General features: G+C 70.1%; 16 protein-coding genes. 8 read left to right on the top strand and 8 right to left on the bottom strand.

Features of this window, described 5'->3' with window-relative positions:
- Positions 1 to 154 precede the first annotated feature (154 nt).
- The 3 genes from ACRSBM_RS03355 (at position 155) to ACRSBM_RS03345 (ending at position 3,185) form a co-directional block, all read left to right on the top strand.
- Positions 155 to 865 (top strand): response regulator transcription factor, encoded by a 711-nt coding sequence (locus ACRSBM_RS03355; RefSeq protein WP_434439640.1) that lies wholly within the window; start codon positions 155 to 157, stop codon positions 863 to 865.
- A gap of 70 nt (positions 866 to 935) precedes the next feature.
- Positions 936 to 2,450 (top strand): peroxidase family protein, encoded by a 1,515-nt coding sequence (locus ACRSBM_RS03350; RefSeq protein ID WP_434439638.1) that lies wholly within the window; start codon positions 936 to 938, stop codon positions 2,448 to 2,450.
- A gap of 9 nt (positions 2,451 to 2,459) precedes the next feature.
- Positions 2,460 to 3,185: a nucleotidyltransferase domain-containing protein gene (locus ACRSBM_RS03345; protein WP_434439636.1), complete on the top strand. Its 726-nt coding sequence runs from the start codon at positions 2,460 to 2,462 to the stop codon at positions 3,183 to 3,185.
- A 257-nt stretch (positions 3,186 to 3,442) separates the two neighbouring features.
- Here ACRSBM_RS03345 and ACRSBM_RS03340 read toward each other — a convergent pair whose 3' ends face one another.
- A complete protein-coding gene (locus ACRSBM_RS03340) occupies positions 3,443 to 3,838 on the bottom strand; it encodes a DUF4267 domain-containing protein (protein WP_434439634.1) in 396 nt (131 codons plus the stop codon).
- Between the two features lie 92 nt (positions 3,839 to 3,930).
- Between ACRSBM_RS03340 and ACRSBM_RS03335 the strand changes: the two genes are divergently transcribed.
- Positions 3,931 to 4,518 carry a TetR/AcrR family transcriptional regulator gene (locus ACRSBM_RS03335; RefSeq protein WP_434439632.1) on the top strand — a complete coding sequence of 196 codons (588 nt, stop codon included), beginning with the start codon at positions 3,931 to 3,933 and terminating at the stop codon, positions 4,516 to 4,518.
- Here ACRSBM_RS03335 and ACRSBM_RS03330 read toward each other — a convergent pair.
- The 4 genes from ACRSBM_RS03330 to ACRSBM_RS03315 all read right to left on the bottom strand — a co-directional run bounded on the left by ACRSBM_RS03330 (position 4,477) and on the right by ACRSBM_RS03315 (position 8,380).
- Complete coding sequence (locus ACRSBM_RS03330; RefSeq protein WP_434439630.1) at positions 4,477 to 5,637, bottom strand: THUMP-like domain-containing protein; 1,161 nt, start codon at positions 5,635 to 5,637, stop codon at positions 4,477 to 4,479. The two genes, ACRSBM_RS03335 and ACRSBM_RS03330, sit on opposite strands and share 42 nt — an antisense overlap.
- Position 5,638: 1 nt before the next feature.
- The gene (locus ACRSBM_RS03325; protein WP_434439629.1) at positions 5,639 to 6,595 is read right to left on the bottom strand and encodes a methyltransferase domain-containing protein; all 957 of its coding nucleotides are present in this window, start codon (positions 6,593 to 6,595) and stop codon (positions 5,639 to 5,641) included.
- Positions 6,585 to 7,364, bottom strand: coding sequence for an enoyl-CoA hydratase/isomerase family protein (locus tag ACRSBM_RS03320; RefSeq protein ID WP_191301169.1), 780 nt, complete (start codon positions 7,362 to 7,364; stop codon positions 6,585 to 6,587). The genes ACRSBM_RS03325 and ACRSBM_RS03320 overlap by 11 nt, the downstream gene beginning before the upstream one ends.
- A gap of 173 nt (positions 7,365 to 7,537) precedes the next feature.
- The gene (locus tag ACRSBM_RS03315; RefSeq protein WP_434439628.1) at positions 7,538 to 8,380 is read right to left on the bottom strand and encodes an ABC transporter ATP-binding protein; all 843 of its coding nucleotides are present in this window, start codon (positions 8,378 to 8,380) and stop codon (positions 7,538 to 7,540) included.
- An 89-nt stretch (positions 8,381 to 8,469) separates the two neighbouring features.
- Between ACRSBM_RS03315 and glgX the strand changes: the two genes are divergently transcribed.
- The 4 genes from glgX (at position 8,470) to ACRSBM_RS03295 (ending at position 12,975) form a co-directional block, all read left to right on the top strand.
- Positions 8,470 to 10,584: a glycogen debranching protein GlgX gene (glgX, locus tag ACRSBM_RS03310; protein ID WP_434439627.1), complete on the top strand. Its 2,115-nt coding sequence runs from the start codon at positions 8,470 to 8,472 to the stop codon at positions 10,582 to 10,584.
- 241 nt (positions 10,585 to 10,825) lie between these two features.
- Positions 10,826 to 11,413, top strand: coding sequence for a cysteine dioxygenase (locus tag ACRSBM_RS03305; protein ID WP_434439625.1), 588 nt, complete (start codon positions 10,826 to 10,828; stop codon positions 11,411 to 11,413).
- On the top strand, positions 11,410 to 11,799 hold the full coding sequence (locus tag ACRSBM_RS03300) for a rhodanese-like domain-containing protein (protein ID WP_434439623.1): 390 nt from the start codon (positions 11,410 to 11,412) through the stop codon (positions 11,797 to 11,799). Before ACRSBM_RS03305 ends, ACRSBM_RS03300 begins: the two co-directional genes overlap by 4 nt.
- A gap of 54 nt (positions 11,800 to 11,853) precedes the next feature.
- Positions 11,854 to 12,975 (top strand): hypothetical protein, encoded by a 1,122-nt coding sequence (locus ACRSBM_RS03295; RefSeq protein WP_434439622.1) that lies wholly within the window; start codon positions 11,854 to 11,856, stop codon positions 12,973 to 12,975.
- A 70-nt stretch (positions 12,976 to 13,045) separates the two neighbouring features.
- On the opposite strand, the gene ACRSBM_RS03290 is transcribed toward ACRSBM_RS03295, so the two are convergent.
- The 3 genes from ACRSBM_RS03290 to ACRSBM_RS03280 all read right to left on the bottom strand — a co-directional run bounded on the left by ACRSBM_RS03290 (position 13,046) and on the right by ACRSBM_RS03280 (position 18,281).
- Positions 13,046 to 13,591 carry a hypothetical protein gene (locus tag ACRSBM_RS03290; protein ID WP_434439620.1) on the bottom strand — a complete coding sequence of 182 codons (546 nt, stop codon included), beginning with the start codon at positions 13,589 to 13,591 and terminating at the stop codon, positions 13,046 to 13,048.
- A 316-nt stretch (positions 13,592 to 13,907) separates the two neighbouring features.
- A complete protein-coding gene (gene glgP / locus ACRSBM_RS03285) occupies positions 13,908 to 16,496 on the bottom strand; it encodes an alpha-glucan family phosphorylase (protein WP_434439618.1) in 2,589 nt (862 codons plus the stop codon).
- A gap of 189 nt (positions 16,497 to 16,685) precedes the next feature.
- Entirely contained in the window at positions 16,686 to 18,281 is a 1,596-nt protein-coding gene (locus ACRSBM_RS03280) for a serine/threonine-protein kinase (RefSeq protein WP_434439616.1), read from the bottom strand.
- Positions 18,282 to 18,433 lie beyond the last annotated feature (152 nt).

The raw sequence follows: 18,433 nt of genomic DNA, 5'->3' as shown, positions 1-18,433 counted from the left end.
GGGTTCGGGTGTCCGCGAGTACTACCGACCCGGCGGTCGGTGGTACTCGCGGACGCGCCCTCGGGCCACTGGCGCGGCGTTGAGCCGGATGTATGGTGTGACCAGCCCGAGTGCCGCCGCCTCGCTCTGAGCGTGAGGCGCCATGCCCAACTGCGTGCGATCGACAAGAATCGCAGTGCACGCGCGGGAACGGCTCACCACCGATGCCGTCGCGAACTGGCTCGACGCGCTGCCCGGCTGGCTCGTCGTCGGCACCGCCTGCTCACAGGACGATCTCCTGCTGCTCTGCCGTCTCCGACCTCCTGACGTCGTCGTCGGCCAGCTCGAACCGGAATCCTTACCGGAGATTCCACTTGTCCGGTTGTACCCGACCCGCGGGCTCGCGTCTCTGCGCGCACAACTCGAACGCATCTCGCTCCCGCCTCTGCGCCGAAGCGGGCCGGGTGCGCTGACCGACCGCGAGATGGAAGTGCTCGCCCACGTCTGCTCCGGACTGTCCGCCGCGCAACTCGCGGCCGTCCTGCGGCTCTCCCCGCACACGGTGGTCAACTACAAGCGCCGCATCTTCACCAAACTCGGTGTGCAGAGCCGGGTTCAGGCGGCCGCGGTGGTCTCACGGCTCGGTCTGGTGCGCTCGTCCTGCTCGGTCCCGGCCGCTCATGAGAACGTCCCCGCGCTCACCCATCGGGAGCACGACATCCTCGACTCGATCGCGCGGGGTGAGTCGGTGCGGCAGACCGCCCACACGCTGGGGATCGCGGTGAAAACCGTGGAGTCGGAGCAACGGCAGCTGTTCTTCAAGCTGCGAGTGCACAATCGGGCGCAGGCGCTCTCGGAGGCGCGGCGACTCGGGCTGCTCACGTAGTTGTTTCGCGTCCCCTGCATGGTTCTTCGTCCGTGCGGAAGCGAGTGATCTTGCAGAACACTGCGCTGACATGGGCAATCTCACCAGACGTGGATTTCTGGGAGGCGTCGCGGGCGCCGGTGCGGTGACACTGGCGCCCTCCCCTGCCGCCGCGAGGGTGGTCGCCGCCGAGGCGGCCACCTCGCCCCGGTTCTTCGGGCGGATGTTCCCCGGGCTGCCCCCGTTCGCCGAGAACACGCCGCGCGTTCAGGACGCGTTGCGTGCGATGGGCGCACCGGGCGGGCCGTTGGACGCCAAGGATCCGTTGCACGAAGGGCCTGTCCGGCTCATCACCAATCCGGAGCTGAGTCCTGGCAACCTCGACAACCCCTTCAACACCGCGGGAACGACGTTCCTCGGGCAGTTCATCGATCACGACTTCACGTTCGACCTCGGCTCGCGGCTCGCGGTGCCGGCCGTGCCCGAGCAGAGTCCGAACACGCGGAACCCCACGCTGTCGCTGGACTCCGTGTATGGCGGCGGTCCCGTCCAGTCGCCCCAGCTGTACGACTCCGGCGACCGGGCCAAGTTCCGGGTGGAGAACGGCGGGCTGTTCGAGGACCTGCCCCGGCGCTCCGATGGTGTGGCGATCATCGGGGACCCGCGCAACGACGAGAACCTGATGATCGCCGGGCTGCACGCGGCGTTCCTGTTGTTCCACAACCGGGTCGTGGACCGGCTGCGCGCCGGCGGCGTCCCCGGCGATCGGGTCTTCGCTGACGCGCAGAGAACCGTTGTGTGGCACTACCAGTGGATCGTGGTGCACGAGTTCCTGCCGCAGATCATCGGGTTCGGGGTCACGCAGGACGTCCTCGCCCACGGACGGCGCTTCTACCGGCCGGCGCAGGGCGAGCACTTCATGCCGGTGGAGTTCCAGGGCGCGTGCTACCGGTTCGGGCACAGCCAGGTGCGGCCGTCGTACCGCGCAAACCTGAAGGGGGACAACGGTCAGCCGTTCTTCGGCTTCATCTTCGACCCCGCGGCCGAGGGGCAGAGCGATCCTGTGGACCTGCGCGGCGGGCGGCGGGCACGCCGGAGGTTCATCGGGTGGCAGACGTTCTTCGACTTCGGGGACGGCGAGGTGCGGCCGAACAAGCGAGTCGACACGCACATCTCGACGCCGCTGTTCCGGCTGCCGCTCGGGGCGATCCCGGACGGTTCGCCGCCTGTCGCGCTACCGCAGCGCAACCTGCTCAGGCACCTCACGTGGTCCTTGCCGTCCGGGCAGGAGATCGCTCGGGCGATGGGCATCCCGGTGCTGGACTCGGTACCGGAGCTGCGGGAGTTCGGCTTCGACCGCTCGACACCGCTCTGGTACTACACGCTGCGCGAGGCCGAGACGCTCGGTGACGGCATCTCGCTCGCGGGCGCCTCCGCCCGGCTGGTCGGTGAGGTGTTCATCGGCCTGCTGCAGCTGGATCCCGAGTCGTACCTGAGGCAGCAGCCGAACTGGAAGCCGACGCTGCCGTCGCGGACCGCCGGCCAGTTCGGAATGGTCGACCTGCTCACGTTCGCCCGCGTCGATCCCGCGAGCCGCGGCCAATAAGGTTGGGTGGTGTTCGCAGTTTCCGAACGTGACCAGCTGCGCCGTGACCTCGTCAACGCCGCCGGCACCGACCCGCGCGTGGTCGGGGCGGCGCTGACGGGATCGACGGCCGTGGGCCGGGAAGACCGCTGGTCCGACCTCGACTTCGCGCTGTCGGTCGACCGCGAGATCGACGCCGTGGTCGCGGACTGGACCGCGTTGATGTACACGTGCGGCGCCGTCAGCCACCTCGACGTGCGGCATGGCAAGGTCCTCTTCCGCGTGTTCCTGATGCGTTCGACGCTGCAGGCGGACATCGCGTTCTGGCCGTCCACCGAGTTCGGTGCGACGGGACCCACGTTCCGCCTGCTGTTCGGTGAGGCCAACCAGTTGCCGCCGGCCGGTCAGCCGGACCGCGCCGAGCTCATCGGGCTGGCCTGGCTGCACGGGTTGCACGCACGGTCGTCCATCGCGCGCGGCCGCGGGTGGCAGGCGGTCTACATGATCAACGGGATGCGCGACCACGTGATGTCGCTGTGGTGCCTCCGGGAGGGCGTGAACGCGGTGCAGGGGCGCGGGCTGGACGACCTGCGGGATGCCGGCGCGTTCGCGGGGACTTTGGTGTCGTCCACGCATCCCGATGAGCTGGCTCGTGCGTTTCATGTGGTGACCGGGCTGTTGCTCGGGGAGATCGACGAGCCGGAGTTGCGGGAGACTGTTCGGGCGTTGTCGCCTGGGGTGGGGGCGCCGCGTTGAGCAGCGTGGGGACGGTGCCAGGGTGACGGCGCTGGGGACGCGCTGCGGTGATGCGGTGGGTAATGGCAGCCGGTCTGCGGAGCGGTAGCGCGGCGGAGAGCAGCCCCGGCACGCTGCGGGATCGGTGGTGGGTCGCAGCGCGTCCTCGGCTGCGAGGACGCGAGGGTGGCGACGGCGCGAGGGTGGCGCGAGGGCGAGGAGTACGGGCCGCTGGGAGGTGGTGGCTCACGCGATCACCGGGCGACTGCTCGCCGCGTTCACTGAGCCGGCACGGGCTGAGGCCGCGCGGGCGCCGTCTCCCGCAGTAGCAGGCCGGCCGTGAGCAGCACCAGCACGGCCGCCGAGCCGTGCACCGCGAGCGCGTAGCCCACGGTTCCGCCGTGGGTGATCACGGCCAGGCAGTCGCCGATCGGGATGATCGAGTCCGCGAGGACCACCCAGCCCAGCGCTCGGCGCTGCTTCATCAGCAGCAAAATCAAAGCTGTCAGCGCGTACGCGATGTCGCGCACCCCCTTCACGACGTAGTAGCCGGTCGGGTCGACGATGCCGAAGCCCGCCGCAGAGCCGTCGCCGTTGAGCAGGTAGCCCAGGCCGAAGTACAGCCCCGCCGCCACGACGAGCCAGGACATGACGGTGGTCAGGGTCAGCTTCATTGCGTCCTCCAAGGGGTTCTAGCGTTGCTAGCTACTAGAGCGACGCTAACATTAGGGACGCTCGAATGTCTAGCAGTGCTAGAATCGGGAGCGTGAGCATTCAGAACCGGCGCGAACGCGAGCGTGCGGAGCGGCATCAGCTGATCATCGACGCGGCGCGGGACCTGGCCGAGGCGGAGGGCTGGGACGCGGTGACCACGCGCCGGCTCGCCGAGAAGGTCGAGTACAGCCAGCCGGTGCTCTACAGCCACTTCAAGGGCAAGGACGCGATCGTGCGCGCGGTCGCCATCCAGGGGTGCGGTGATCTGGCCAGGCTGCTGCGGAAGGCCCGTCCCTCCCGAGGGGAGTCACGGCTGCGGGCCGCGGCGGAGGCGTACCTGGAGTTCGCGAGGGAGAGGCCCGCGCTCTACGACGCGATGTTCGTGCAGCAGTCCGACATCCCGTGGGGCACGGACGAGGTGCCACAAGAACTTCTCGACGCGTTCGGAGAACTGGTCGCCGCGGTCGAACCCGTTCGAGGCGAACGAGATCTGGAGCCGCTGACGGAGGTCTTCTGGAGCTCGCTGCACGGCATCGCGACGCTCGTGCAGGGCGGGAGGCTGCGGCCGGAGTACGACGTGATCCGCCTCGACCTGCTGCTAGGTGCGCTCAGCCTCGCACAGCACGAAGACCGGCCTTGACCCGATCCGCGTCAGCACGACCGTGGCCTCGGCGGAACCGGAGAGCTTGAGGCGTTTGCGCAACGTGTTCGGGTCGACGTCCAGGCCGCGCACCAGGATCTCCAACCGGCCGACCCCGCGCGTCTTCAGCAGGGACTTGAGCGACTTCTCCGTGTAGTGCCCGTGTTCGAGCACGCGGAACGCGCGAATGCCCGGAGGCGGCACGTCTCCGCTCAGGTAGGCGATGCGCTCGTCCAGCTGCCACAACCCGTGCCGCGCCGCGTAGTGCCGCACCAGGCCGGCCCGTACGACGGCGCCGTCCGGGTCGATGATCCACGCGCCCGGTGCCGCGACCGGGCAGTCGTCCGGTTCGGCGTCCGTCAGAGTCCACGACGAGCCACCGCCGAGGACCGAGGCGCGGCGCGACACCCCTGGCGTGGCCAGGCCTCGCGTCCACAGGCAGGCCTCGCGGACGGCGCCGTCCAGCGAGACGACCTCGATCTCGCCGGCCCACGGGGCGACGGCGAAGTCGATGCCGGGGGCGCACTTCACGGCCAGGTCGACGCCCGAGTACACCTCGGACAGCTCGTCCAGCGGCGGCACGAAGTCCGAGGGGTTCCACTTGCGGCGGCCGGACGAGTCACGGCGAGCCGGGTCCGCGGTGACGGCGCCGGCCCGCGAAACGGGACGGAGGGCGTCGGCGACGACGACGAGCTGGCCCGGAACGTTGTTGCGTGCCATGGCGAGCCGGACCGGGTCGAGGTCCGAGCCGACACAACGAGCGGCCACCGCGCTCAACGCGGCAAGGTCGGCACCGATCGAACATGTCACGTCGTGGACGTCGCGACCGGCGAGCCGCGCGGCGCGATGCCGGGCGACGGCGGACGGGGTCGCCTGCTGCAGGGCGTCGTCGGTGAAGAGCCAGGAACTCGGCGAGTCCAGTTTGGACACCGCGCGACGCCGCAGCAGCACGGTTTCCACGACCGGGGCGAAGGAGGCGCCCAGCAGCCGGCGGGCGGTCCCCACGTCCTGCAGGTGCGAGGTGGGAGAGAAGGGCAGCGCGTCCACCTCGGCCAACGCGGCGGTTCCGGCGGCGGAGCGCAGGAACGCCACGTCGGCGGAGGTGAACGCGTAGCCCAACTCAGGAAGACTTCTCGCCGGTGATCGACACGTTGTAGAAGACCTCGCGCGGCAGGACCTTCGACAGCACGTTCTGGTCCACCCACGACAGGTTCTGCCAGGTGCGGTAGGCGAACATGGCCCACCCGAAGCCCAGCTTCTCGCGCGGCACGGCGGCCTCGAACGTGCGCACCGGCCAGCCGAACAGAGCCGCGGACAGCTCGTCGGTCACCGCGCGAACGGAAACAGCACCGGCGCGGCGAGCCGTCGCCTCGAGCTGGTCCGGGTCGAACGTGTGCAGGTCGACGACGGCTTCGAGAGCGGCCGCACGGGAGGACTCGTCGAGCTCCTCCTGCGGACGCCGCCAGTCGCCGAGCACCGGCACGGTCTTGGTGATGTTCGTGGTGAGCCACCACGTCGCCTGGCCGAGCTTGCGGGCGTAGAAGTTGCCGATGTTCGTCGGGTCGCCCGCGAACACGAACCTGCCGCCCGGCTTCAGCACGCGCAGCACCTCGCGCATCGCCGCCTCCACATCGGGGATGTGGTGCAGCACCGCGTGGCCGACGACGAGGTCGAACGTGTTGTCGTCGTACGGGATGCGCTCGGCGTCGGCGACCCGGCCGTCGACGTCCAGCCCGAGGTGCTCGGCGTTGCGCAGCGCGACCTCGACCATGCCGGGCGAGAGGTCGGTGACCGAGCCCTTCTTGATCACCTCGCCCTGCATGAGGTTCAGCAGGAAGAAACCGGTGCCGCAGCCCAGTTCCAGCGCGTGCTCGTACGGGCCGACGTCACCCGCGGCGGCGCGGAACCTGTCCGTCGCGTAGGTGATGCAGCGGTCGTCGTACGAGATCGACCACTTCTCGTCGTACGTGCCCGCTTCCCAGTCGTGGTAGAGCACCTGCGCGAGCTTGGTGTCCTTGTAGGCCGCCTCGACCTCTTCCGCGGTCGCGTGCGGGTTCGGTGCCGGATCAGTTGCCACTGAACTTCGCCTTTCCGGGACCGTTCGCGATGAACGACTCCACGCCGTTCTTCTTGTCCTCCGTCGCGAACAACGCCGCGAAGAGGTGGCTTTCGAGCTTCAGGCCCGACTCCAGGTCGGTGTCGAGGCCGCCGTCCACGGCCGCCTTGGTCGCGGCGAGCGCGAGCACCGGCCCACCGACGAACTGCTTGGCCCAGCGCACGGCCGCGGCGTACACGTCGTCCGGCGCGACGACCTCGTCGACCATGCCGATCTCGAGCGCCTCCTGGGCGCCGACGAACCGGCCGGTGTAGAGCAGGTCCTTGGTCTTCGACGGACCGATCAGGCGGGCGAGGCGCTGCGTGCCGCCACCGCCGGGGATCAGGCCGAGCAGGATCTCGGGCTGGCCGACCTTCGCGTTGTCACCGGCGATGCGGCGGTCGCAGCCGAGAGCGACCTCGAAGCCGCCGCCCAGCGCGTACCCGGTGATCGCGGCGACCGTCGGCTTCGGCACCGAGGCCAGCGCGCCGAGGGCGTCGGACAGGCCCTTGGCCCGCAGCGTCATCTCGGCGTGGGAGATCTGTGCGAACTCCTTGACGTCCGCGCCGGCCGCGAAGACCTTCTCGCCGCCGTAGACGATGACCGCGTAGACGTCGGAGCGCTCGGAGGCCTCCTTCGCGGCGGCCTGGAGCTCGGTCTGCACCTGCCGGTTCAGGGCGTTCATCGGCGGCCGCTCCAGGCGGATGGTGCCGATCCCGTCCTCGACCTCGAGCCTCACGAACTCAGCCACTGTGCTCCTTTGCCGCTGCTTCGCAGACGGCGGCGAGTTCGCCGGGGAGTCGGTCGCCCGGCTGCCGCTTCGGGCCGAATCGCCTGCGGCGGTTGACCCGAAGAGGCAGCCGGACGACCGACGCGAACTCGCGGTTCCGTCCGCCTGCCGTCACATTACCTAGCGGTAGCTTGTCAGACCTTGCGGCGGGCGAAGAAGCGGTCTCCCGCTTTCTGCAGCTCCAGGTCCTGGCCGAAAGTCTTGGACAGATTCTCCTCGGTCAGCACGTCGTCCAAGAGCCCCTGCGCGACGATCGAGCCCTCGCGCAGCAGCAAGGCGTGGGTGAAGCCCGGCGGGATCTCCTCGACGTGGTGCGTGACCAGCACCATCGCGGGCGCGTCCGGGTCCAGCGCCAGCTCCGACAGCTTCGCCACGAGGTCCTCGCGGCCACCGAGGTCGAGGCCCGCGGCGGGCTCGTCGAGCAGCAGCATCTCGGGGTCGGTCATCAACGCGCGGGCGATCAGCGTGCGCTTGCGCTCGCCCTCGCTCAGCGTGCCGTACAGGCGGTCGGCGAGGTGCGCCATGCCGAGCGTGCCGAGCAGCTCGCGGGCTCGGTCGGTGTCCTCCTTGCCGTACTCCTCGCGCCACCGGCCGAGAACGGCGTAGCCCGCGGAGACGACCAGGTCGACGACCGTCTCGTCGCCGGGCACGCGGCCGTTGAGCGCCGCGGAGCACAGGCCGATCCGGGGCTTGAGCTCCTGGACGTCGGTCTTGCCCAGGCGTTCACCCAGGAGATGGACCTTGCCCTTGGTCGGGTGCAGGTCGGCGCTGGAGAGCCGTAGCAGGGTCGTCTTGCCGGCTCCGTTCGGGCCCAGCACCACCCAGCGCTCGTCCAGCTCCACGCTCCAGTCGATGTTTCCGACCAGCGTGTTCTTCCCGCGACGGACCGATACGCCCGCCATGTGCACGACCAGATCTGTCACGTCGACGTCCGCCACGGCTCCATTCTTCCGAACGGCCACCCACGGGTGCTCCATCGGGGTGTCCCTCGGGCCGGGTGAGGCCGCTGCGCCTCCTGTGTGAACTCTCAAGTTTTTTGTCGGTCCCGGATGCCAAGATCGGGGGCATGGCTACGCGACCCGAGTCCGAGGTGCTGGCAGGCCGACCGTTCCCACTGGGGGCACACGCCGAAGCAGGCGGTGTCCGGTTCGCGGTGACGTCGCACGTCGCCGACGCGGTCGAGGTCTGCCTCGTCGACGACGACGGGACGGAGAAACGGGTCGAGCTGACCGAACGGACGTTCGGCGTCTGGCACGGGCTCGTCCCCGGCGTCACGCCCGGCCAGCGGTACGGGTTCCGGGTGCACGGGCCGTACGACGCGGGGCGCGGGCTGCGGTGCAACCCGGCGAAGCTGCTGGTCGACCCGTACGCGCGGCAGGTCGAGGGCCGGATCACGGACCTGGAGGCCGCGCTCGGGTACGTGGGCGACCCGATGCACGGGCCACCGTCCGCGGTCGACTCGCTCGGCAGCGTGCCGTTGAGCGTCGTGAGCTCGCCGGGCGGCGCGAACACGGGCGTGAAGCCCGAAGTGCCGTTCGAAGAGGCCGTCGTCTACGAGATGCACGTCAGGGGCTTCACGAAGAAGCATCCCGAGATCCCGGAGAAGCTGCGCGGCACGTACCTGGGCCTGGCGCACCCGGCGGCGATCGAGCACCTCACGCGGCTCGGCGTCACCACCGTCGAACTGCTGCCCGTGCAGGCGTTCCAGGACGAGCCGTCGTTGCTGCGCCGGGGCGCGAGCAACTACTGGGGCTACTCGCCGCTCGGGTACTGCGCGCCGCACGCGGCCTATGCGAGCGAGCCGGGCAACGAGGTCCAGGAGTTCCGGACGATGGTCGCGGCCCTGCACGCGGCGAACATCGAGGTGCTGATCGACGTGGTCTACAACCACACGTGCGAGGGCGGGCCGGACGGGCCGACGATCTGCTTCCGCGGGTACGACGCCCCCGGCTACTACCTGCACGCCGGCGGTGGCAGCACGGTCGACATCACGGGCTGCGGCAACACGCTGGACGCCGGGTCGCCGCAGGTCGTGCGGCTGGTCACGGACTCGCTGCGGTACTGGGCGGACGAGATGGGCGTCGACGGTTTCCGCTTCGACCTCGCCTCGACCATGGGCAGGCCGGGCGGCGGGTTCTTCGACCGCGACTCGGCGTTGCTCACGGCCATCACGACGGACCCGGTGCTGTGCCGGTCCAAGCTGATCGCCGAGCCGTGGGACGCGACGGGCGACGGCTACCGGGTCGGCGACTTCGGGATGCAGTGGGCCGAGTGGAACGGCCGCTACCGCGACACGGTCCGCGACTTCTGGCGTGGGCACACCTCCGTGCGCGACCTGGCGTACCGCCTCTCCGGATCGAGCGACCTGTACGCGGACGACCTGCGCCGGCCGTGGCAGTCGATCAACTTCATCACCGCGCACGACGGCTTCACCCTGCGCGATCTGGTGTCCTACAACGGCAAGCACAACGAGGAGAACGGCGAGGACAACCGCGACGGCACGAACGACAACCGGTCGTGGAACTGCGGCGCCGAGGGTGAGACGTCCGATACCGAGGTCCTCACGCTGCGGGCGAAGCAGGCGCGGAACCTGCTCGCGACGCTGCTGCTGTCGACCGGCACGCCGATGATGACGGCGGGCGACGAGATGTGGCGCACCCAGGGCGGCAACAACAACGCCTACTGCCTCGACAACGAGGTCTCGTGGGTCGACTGGACGACGAGCGACGCGGGTGAGGCGCTGCTCGGGTTCACCCAGCGGCTGATCGACCTGCGCGCGTCGTCGCCGGCGCTGCGCCAGCCGCAGTTCTTCGAGGGCCGCACCACGCCCAGCGGCAACCCGGACCTGGTGTGGTTCCGGCCGGACGGGCAGGAGATGGCCGAGACCGACTGGTTCGACGAGGGCCGCCGCACGCTCGGGATGTTCATCGACGGCTCGAACTGCCTCTCGCGCACCCGGGACGGCGAACTGGTGTCGGACGACTCGTGGCTGATGCTGATGCACGCCGGTGCGGACCCGATCACCGTGACGCTGCCGCACGAGCGGTACGGGCCGTCGTACGAACCGTTCCTGGACACGACGACCACCGACGGCTCTCCCGCCGCCCCCGGCTCGATCGCACCGCGGGAGAAGGTGACGGTGGCAGCACGCTCGTTGCTGCTGCTCCGCATTCCGCGCTGAATCCCTTGCGGCTACTTGACTCTGTGTCCGATGTTCTTCCGGCCAGTGGACGCTCTAGCCACGTTCCGAGAGCGTCTGGCACCATCTCGGGCGTGGTCGTCTACTGCTGGACCGACCGCACGATCGACCTCGTGCTCGTGGCGTCGTGCGGGTGTAGCCCGACGCGACGCACGCGCTGACAGCGCCCTGCGTCGCGTCTTGATCGCTACCCCGTACCGACGCGGCCTTCAGGAGCGAGTGCGTGACTTCGACGTACGCCGAGCAAGAACGATTCGACCTGCACCCGGCGCTGGACAGCGGGCTGCTGCGTGACGTGATCCACCCGTCCCGATCCCTGTGGACACCGCGCGAGCTGCGCGACCTGACCTCGTTCGTGGCGAGCGAACTGACCACGGGTCTGCTGGGGATCCTCGACTACACGCCCGAACGCCGCTGGTGGGCACGGCTGGGGCTGACCGAGGGCGTGGAGCTGTGGCTGCTGTCGTGGCTGCCCGGCCAGGGCACCGAGCCGCACGACCACGGTGGCGCCGCCGGGTCGTTCACGGTGCTGACCGGCACGCTACGGGAGGACTACCGCTACCCCGCCGGGCCGATCCGGTCCGCGGTGCGCGGCACCGGTGACGCGCTGGGCTTCGGCTCCGGGCGGGCGCACCAGGTCACGAACGCGTCCGAGGCGCCGGCCGCGACCGTGCACGCCTACTCGCCGCCGCTCGTGCCGACCCGCGAGTACGCCTCGCTGCTCGACATCCCCGACTCGATCCCGCCGCTGCCCGCCCGGCGCCTTCCCCTGTCCGAACTGCGTCAGCTGGCCGACCAGGAGGGCCCGTGAGCAACCTCGACACCATCCTCGCCGAGGCGCGGTCGCACCTGAAGCGGCTGGACCCGCACGAGGTGCTGGCGCTGGAGGACGCGCTGGTCGTGGACATCCGCCCGGCCCACAACCGGCTGGCCGAGGGCGAGATCGAGAACTCCGTCGTGGTCGAGCGGATCGTGCTGGAGTGGCGGCTCGACCCGGCCGGTGACTGGCGGCTGCCGGGCGTCACCGCGGACACGACCGTGGTCGTCGTGTGCAACGAGGGGTGGGCGTCGTCGCTGGCGGCACGAGACCTGCAACGGATCGGGCTGCCCAACGCGACGGACCTCGTCGGCGGATACCGGGGCTGGCGCGCGGCCGGGCTGCCGGTCAGGCCGGGCGGCTCGCAGCCGGTGGTCTGAGCATCGAGGACCTCGGGCGTGGAACCGCTGCCACGGCGGTAGCGTCTGGAGATCGTGACAGTTGTGCGCTGGGTCGTGACGGCACTCGTGGTGGCCGCGACGATCGCCTGGACCCTCCCGGAGCTCCACCTCGGACTGGCCGGCGCACTGGTCGGCCTGCTGGTGGAGCTGACCGCGGTCCAGGCGGGCCTGGCGCTCGGCGCCGTCCTGTTCGGACTCCGGATCACGCACCTGATCATCGGGTTCGGCGGCGAGCTCAGGTCGTGGACGTCGGCGCACCGGCGGATCGTGCTGCGCAGGATCCCGGTGCTCGCCACGGTCGGGATCACCGGGCTGAAGCCGGGCGTGCGCACGCGGACCGTCCTGACGGGAACGTTCACGGTGGTCTTCTGCGCGGCGATCGCGGCGGCGGCCTGGCTCGCGACCGGTTCGGCGTTCGGCAAGGGCATGGCGCTCGCCGCGACGGCCTGCTTGCTGCTGCAGCTCCTGCCGTTCCAGCAGCCGGGCCACACGAGCGTCGGCTGGTTCGTGTTCTCCCTGCCGAGGCTGACCGGACGGCCGCTCGCCGAGATGGAGGTGCGGCCGCGGCTCCTCGCCGGCATGGACGCCTACCACCGCGGTGACCTCGACGAGGCCGAGCGGATCTACGAGGAGCTGGCGCGGGACCACCCGGACCTGCTCACCATCGTCGGGCTCAAGGTCGTCACGTCGTGCGCCCGCGAGCGCTACCTCGACGCGCTGCGGACCGTGATCGGGTTGAACGAGCGGTACGACCTCGACACGCGCGAACTGGCGTTCGTCATGGCCACCGCCGCCGGAGTCGCCGTGCTGGCGGTGGAGGCGGGACAGTTCCCGGCAGAGGTCGGGCTGGAGACGGCCCGCAGCATGTTCGACAACGCCTACCAGGCCGGATACCCCAAGCACCGCGCGAACGGGACGCTGGCGATCATGGCGCTGGTCGAGGGTGACACCGCGAAGGCCAGGCAGCTCGCGGGCTACTCCGCCGAGTCGAGCGAGAACGCCCAGGGCCGTGCCGACGACCTGATCACCATCGCACGGGCGTGGATGGCGGACGGTAACAACGCCAAGGCCCGCGAACTCGCGTCCGAAGCGCACGAACTCGCGGGCTGGAGTCCGCGGGTGGCGGCGACCCGTGCTCGCCTGCAGATCAGCTGAGCGCGGCGCACACAGGGAAAGGTCCCGCCACCGAGACCGGTGACGGGACCTTTCGCACCCCGCGGACAGATCAGCTCTGCTCCACCGGCAGCGCCGGGGCGGGCAGTGCGGGCACGCCACCGGGAGGCGCCGGCAGGCCGCACTTGTTCAACAGGTCGGTGACGGCCTTGTGCACCGCCGTCAGCAAAGCGGTGACCTTGCCGGCGTCGGGCGGGGTGCCACCCGCGGCACCGAGGATCGCGCCGCCCAGCCCGGCGACGGCCGAGATCAGGTTCAGCACGGCGGGCAGGCACTGGTCGACCGGGCCGGCGTACTCGGCGGCCTTCGCCGGCAGCGGCACGGCCGGCGCGCTCACCGGAGGTGTCGGCAGGCATCCGGCGTTCTGCATCGCGGTCACGATGCCGAGCATGTCCCCGATCAACGGTGTCACGGCGCCCACGTTGGGCAGGGGCAGCAGACTGTCGATGGTCTTCTTGAGTTTCGCCGCGAGGTCCGTGACGAGACCGGTGCAGGCGGCGGGCAGTTCGGGCGCGGCGGCCGACGTGCCGGAGGCCGGAATCGTGGAGGCGGCGAACAGGGCTGCGACGAGCGAGAACGCGGCAATCGTTTTCTTCACGGCTACCTTCTTCCTCAATGCGCAATTCACTGGAGCCGCGCCGGAAATGCCTGCCAGGAAATTCGGTGCGGTTCATTCCATGTGACGAAGAGTAAGGCCGCGCACAGACCCCTACCAGCGGAGATCGTGAATTCACCCACTCGAAAAAGGCCTCAGTCGTTTGAGGTAGAGACAGAGCGGGGTACGCGCCTGACACTCGTTACGAGCAGTGACCGGCAAACAGGGAAGAAGAACGCATCAGGGCATCCAGTCCGGCCGTTTGAAGGCGAACTGAATGCCCTGTGTCGCTACCCGGATCTCGCTGACGGTCCAGCGATCAACTGGCCAGGACGACCCTGCCGAGTTCCGCGGGGGACGCCAGCAGGCCGTGGCGCGGCAGCACGCGCACGGTGTAGCCGAGCGCACCGGCGTGCGGCAGCGGCACCTCGGCCTCGTAGTTGCCGTTGCCCGCGTAGTTCATCGGCGCGGACACGATGTCCTTGAGCTCGTCGGAGTCGTGCGACACCTTGCCCAGCACGACCTGGACGTCCACTTCGGACGGTTCCAGCCCGGCCAGTTCGACGCGTGCCCGCACGATGACCGGCGCGCCCAGCACCGGCACGGACGAACCGCCGAGCACCAGGTCGCTGTCGAGCACCCGCACCCGCGTCCACGACGCGCGCAGCCGGTGCCGGTACGAGGACAGCTCCTTCGCGCCCCGGTAGCCCTCGCCGACGACGTTCTGCGCGGACGCGGCAGCCGGCGCGTAGTACGTCTCGACGTACTCACGGACCATGCGCGAGGCCTGCACGACCGGGCCGAGCGAGGCCAGCGTGTGCCGGACCATCGACATCCAGCGGGTCGGCACGCCGTCCTCGCCGCGGTCGTAGAACAGCGGCGCGACCTGCGAACCGAGCAGGTCGTAGAGCGCGTTGGCCTCCAGGTCGTCCCGGCGCACCGGGTCGTTGACGCCGTCCGCGGTCGGGATGGCCCAGCCGTTCGAACCGTCGTACAGCTCGTCCCACCAGCCGTCTCGAATGGACAGGTTGAGGCCACCGTTGAGCGCGGCCTTCATGCCGGACGTGCCGCACGCCTCGAGGGGACGCATCGGATTGTTCAGCCACACGTCGCAACCCCAGTACAGGTACCGGGCCATCGACATGTCGTAGTCCGGCAGGAACACGATCCGGTGCCGCACGCCCGCGTCGTCGGCGTAGCGCACGATCTGCTGGATCAGCGCCTTGCCGCCGTCGTCGGCCGGGTGTGACTTGCCCGCGACCACGAGCTGCACGGGCCGTTCGGGGTGCAGCAGCAGCGAACGCAAACGCTCCGGGTCGCGCAGCATCAGCGTGAGGCGCTTGTACGTCGGCACGCGCCGTGCGAACCCCACCGTCAGCACGCCTGGGTCGAAGACCGAGTCGGTCCAGCCCAGCTCCAGCGCCGACGCGCCGCGCTGCAGCCACGACTCCCGCAGCCGGCGGCGCACCTCGTCGACCAGGCGGCCGCGCAGGGTGCTGCGCAGCTCCCACAGGCCCGCGTCGGTGACAGGCTCGAACGAGCCGATGCCGAGGCCGGAGCTGGTCTGGGTGTCCGCTTCGGACGCTCCGAGCAGCTTGCTCATCTCGGTCGCGGCCCACGTCGGCCCGTGCACGCCGTTGGTGACCGACCCGATCGGCACCTCGGTGGTGTCGAAGCCCGGCCAGAGGCCGCGGAACATGTCCCGGCTGACCTCACCGTGCAGTTTGGACACACCGTTCGCGCGCTGGGCGAGCCGCAGGCCCATGTGGGCCATGTTGAACATGCCGGGGTTGTCCTCGGCACCGAGCGCGAGGATCCGCTGCGTGTTCACGCCGGGCACGAGGTTCTCGGCGCCGAAGTAGTGCTGGACCAGGTCGACCGGGAAACGGTCGATACCGGCGGGCACGGGCGTGTGCGTGGTGAACACCGCACCGGCGCGCGCGGCCGTGAGCGCCTGGTCGAAGTCGAGACCGTCGTTGGTGATGTACTCGCGGATCCGCTCAAGGCCCAGGAAGCCCGCGTGGCCCTCGTTGGTGTGGAACACCTCGGGCTGCGCGTGCCCGGTGAGCTCGCAGAACGTGCGGACGGCCCGCACGCCGCCGATGCCCGCGAGGATCTCCTGGCGGATCCGGTGGTTCTGGTCACCTCCGTAGAGCCTGTCGGTGACGCCGCGCAGGTCCTCGTCGTTCTGCTCGACATCCGAGTCGAGCAGCAGCAACGGGATGCGCCCGACCTGCGCCTTCCAGATCTTGGCGCGCAGCATCCGGTCGCCCGGCATGGCCACGTGCACCAGCAGCGGCAGCCCGGACGGCTCGGTCAGCAGCTCCAGCGGCAGCCCGCGCGGGTCGAGCACCGGGTAGTGCTCGATCTGCCAGCCGTCGAGCGACAGCGACTGGCGGAAGTACCCGGACCGGTAGAGGAGGCCGACCGCGATCAGCGGAACGCCCAGGTCGGAGGCCGCCTTGAGGTGGTCGCCGGCGAGGATGCCGAGGCCACCCGAGTAGTTCGGCAGCGCCTCGTGCACCCCGAACTCCATCGAGAAGTAGGCGACGCTCGTGGGCAGCGGTGTGTCGGGTGCTCCGTGCTCCCGCCGCTGGCTGATCTCGTCCTGACGCCGCTGGTACCAGCGCGCCCCGCCGACGTACCGCTCCAGGTCGGCGGCGAGCGCGCGGAGTTTGAGCAGGAACTGCTCGTCTCTGGCGAGTGACTCCAGCTTTCCGGCGTCGACGACGGAGAGCAGGCGCAACGGGTCGCCACCGACCTCGGACCAGACGCGGGGGTCGATCGAGGAGAAGAGTTCCTGCGTGGGCGGATGCCACGTCCAGCGCAGGTTGGTGGCGAGCGTGCTCAGCGCGGACAGGGGCTCCGGCAGGCTGGCTCGGACGGTGAACCGGCGAAGTGCTCGCATGACGAGGCAACTTACCTGCCACCCCTCGGGGGCTGACAACGTTCCCGGTCAGACCTGCAACGACTTGCAGAACCGGTCAAGACGGGGACAGGCCCTGAGCAGCCCATACGCGCCGGCCAGCCAAGACGCCGCCGGAGTCCACACCGCACTGAACGACCAGCGCGCCCCGGTTCGCGGGCGCGGCAGCGGTCAGCCCTTCTGCTCGCCCGTGATGAGCAGTTTGTCGCTCTTGCCCGAGATCTCCAGGATGTGCTCCGCGGTCGTGACCTTCTCGGTCTCCGCCTCGGTGAGCTCCAGCGTCGTCGTGACGGTGAAGACGCCGTCGTCACCGGGCTGGACCAGCGGTTTGCCCTTGATCGCGACCTTGCCGTACTTGCCCCAGTACTCCTTTTCGGAGGCGAGGCTCGGCGCCTGGCCCTTCGCCCAGTCACCGCGGGCGCCCTCGACGTTGTCCGGCAGCTTGCCGTAGTGCTGGTCCACGAACGACGCCACCTGGGCCCCCGTGAACTTGGTGGCCAGCGGCTTCGACGAGGTCTGCTGGGTCGGGTAGTTCTGCGACGACGTGGTCTGCTGGGTCTTGGTCGCGGTCGGCTGGGTGGTCTGCTGTTTGGTGGGCTCCTGCGTCTGTTCCGAGGTCTTCGGGGTCGACGTCCCGGGGTTGGCCACGTTGTCGTCGCCGCTGTTGGCGTCGACGATCGCGTAGGCCACGCCGGCGATCAGGAGCACGCCGAGGACGGCGGCGGCGATCGCGAGGCCGCGGTTCTTCCTCGGTTCCGGCTCGTAGTCGTCGTACGGGTCGGGCTCCGGCAGCGGTGCGGGCGGGCGGGTGCGCGGGGGCTGCTGCGGCGGTCCTGTGCGCGGGCCCGGGGGCGGGACGGGGCGCGGGCCCTGGGTGCCGGGGCCGGAGGACGGCATCACGGCGGTGCCGGACGGGGGCGTCATCGGTCGGGGCGGGATCACGCGGGTGACCGGGACCGGGACGCCCGCCGCGATCGCCTTCAGCTCCTCGGCGGCCTGGGCGGCGGTGGGACGCTGCGCCGGCTCGTTCGCCAGCAGTCGCGTCAGCAGGCCGGTGAGCGGGCCCGAGCGCATCGGCGGGCGGGTCTCGCCGCGCGCGACCTTGTAGAGCAGGCCCAGGTCGTTGGTGCTCTTGCCGAACGGGGGTTCGCCCTCGGTCATCGCGTAGATCGTCGCGCCGAGCGAGAACACGTCCGAGGGCGGCGCGGGCTCGGCGCCGCGGGCCAGTTCGGGCGCCAGGTACGCGGGCGTGCCGGCGAGCATGCCGGTCTTGGTCACGGCCACGTCGCCCAACGCGCGCGAGATGCCGAAGTCGGTGATCTTCACCGTGCCGTCACGTCCAATGAGGACGTTGCCGGGCTTGATGTCGCGGTGCACGATCCCGGCGCTGTGGGCCGCGGCCAGCGCCGACGCGGCCAGCGAGCCGATCCGCGCCGCCTCGGCGGGAGGCATCGTGCCGCGCTCGCTCAGGATCGCGGAGAGGTTGCGCGACGGCAGGTACTCCATGACCAGGCACGGTTTGCCGTTCTCGACCACGACGTCGTACACCGCGATCGCGTTCGGGTGCTGCAGACGGGCGGCGATGCGGCCCTCCCGCATCGCGCGCTGCACGGCCTCGTGGAACTCGTTCGACTCGACGTCGGTGAGAAGCAGCTGCTTGACCGCGACGTCACGGTGCAGGAACTCGTCGCGTGCGCGCCACACGACGCCCATCGCACCCGCGCCCAACTGGTCGAGCAACACGTAGCGGTCGCCAAGCTTGTTCACGCGGGCACGGTACCCGTAGCGCGCTTGTAACACGGTGAGTTGTACGCGAAGGGTCCACTGGATATGGACGCGAAGTGCACACAACGTGGCCGAGAGACCCTGGACACACGAGCGGCTCAAGGTGTGCGATCGAGAGCGACGGGGTACGGATC

Source organism: Lentzea xerophila, from assembly GCF_051094245.1.
GTDB lineage: Bacteria > Actinomycetota > Actinomycetes > Mycobacteriales > Pseudonocardiaceae > Lentzea > Lentzea xerophila.
The sequence above is the reverse complement of the archived record's forward strand: the minus strand, read 5'-3'. Positions and strand labels throughout refer to the sequence as shown.

Coding starts and splice junctions, on each gene's coding strand:
- ACRSBM_RS03350 (WP_434439638.1), top strand. CDS start 936: ATGGGCAATCTCACCAGACGTGGATTTCTGGGAGGCGTCGCGGGCGCC.
- ACRSBM_RS03340 (WP_434439634.1), bottom strand. CDS start 3,838: ATGAAGCTGACCCTGACCACCGTCATGTCCTGGCTCGTCGTGGCGGCG.
- ACRSBM_RS03315 (WP_434439628.1), bottom strand. CDS start 8,380: ATGGAGCACCCGTGGGTGGCCGTTCGGAAGAATGGAGCCGTGGCGGAC.
- glgX (WP_434439627.1), top strand. CDS start 8,470: ATGGCTACGCGACCCGAGTCCGAGGTGCTGGCAGGCCGACCGTTCCCA.
- glgP (WP_434439618.1), bottom strand. CDS start 16,496: ATGCGAGCACTTCGCCGGTTCACCGTCCGAGCCAGCCTGCCGGAGCCC.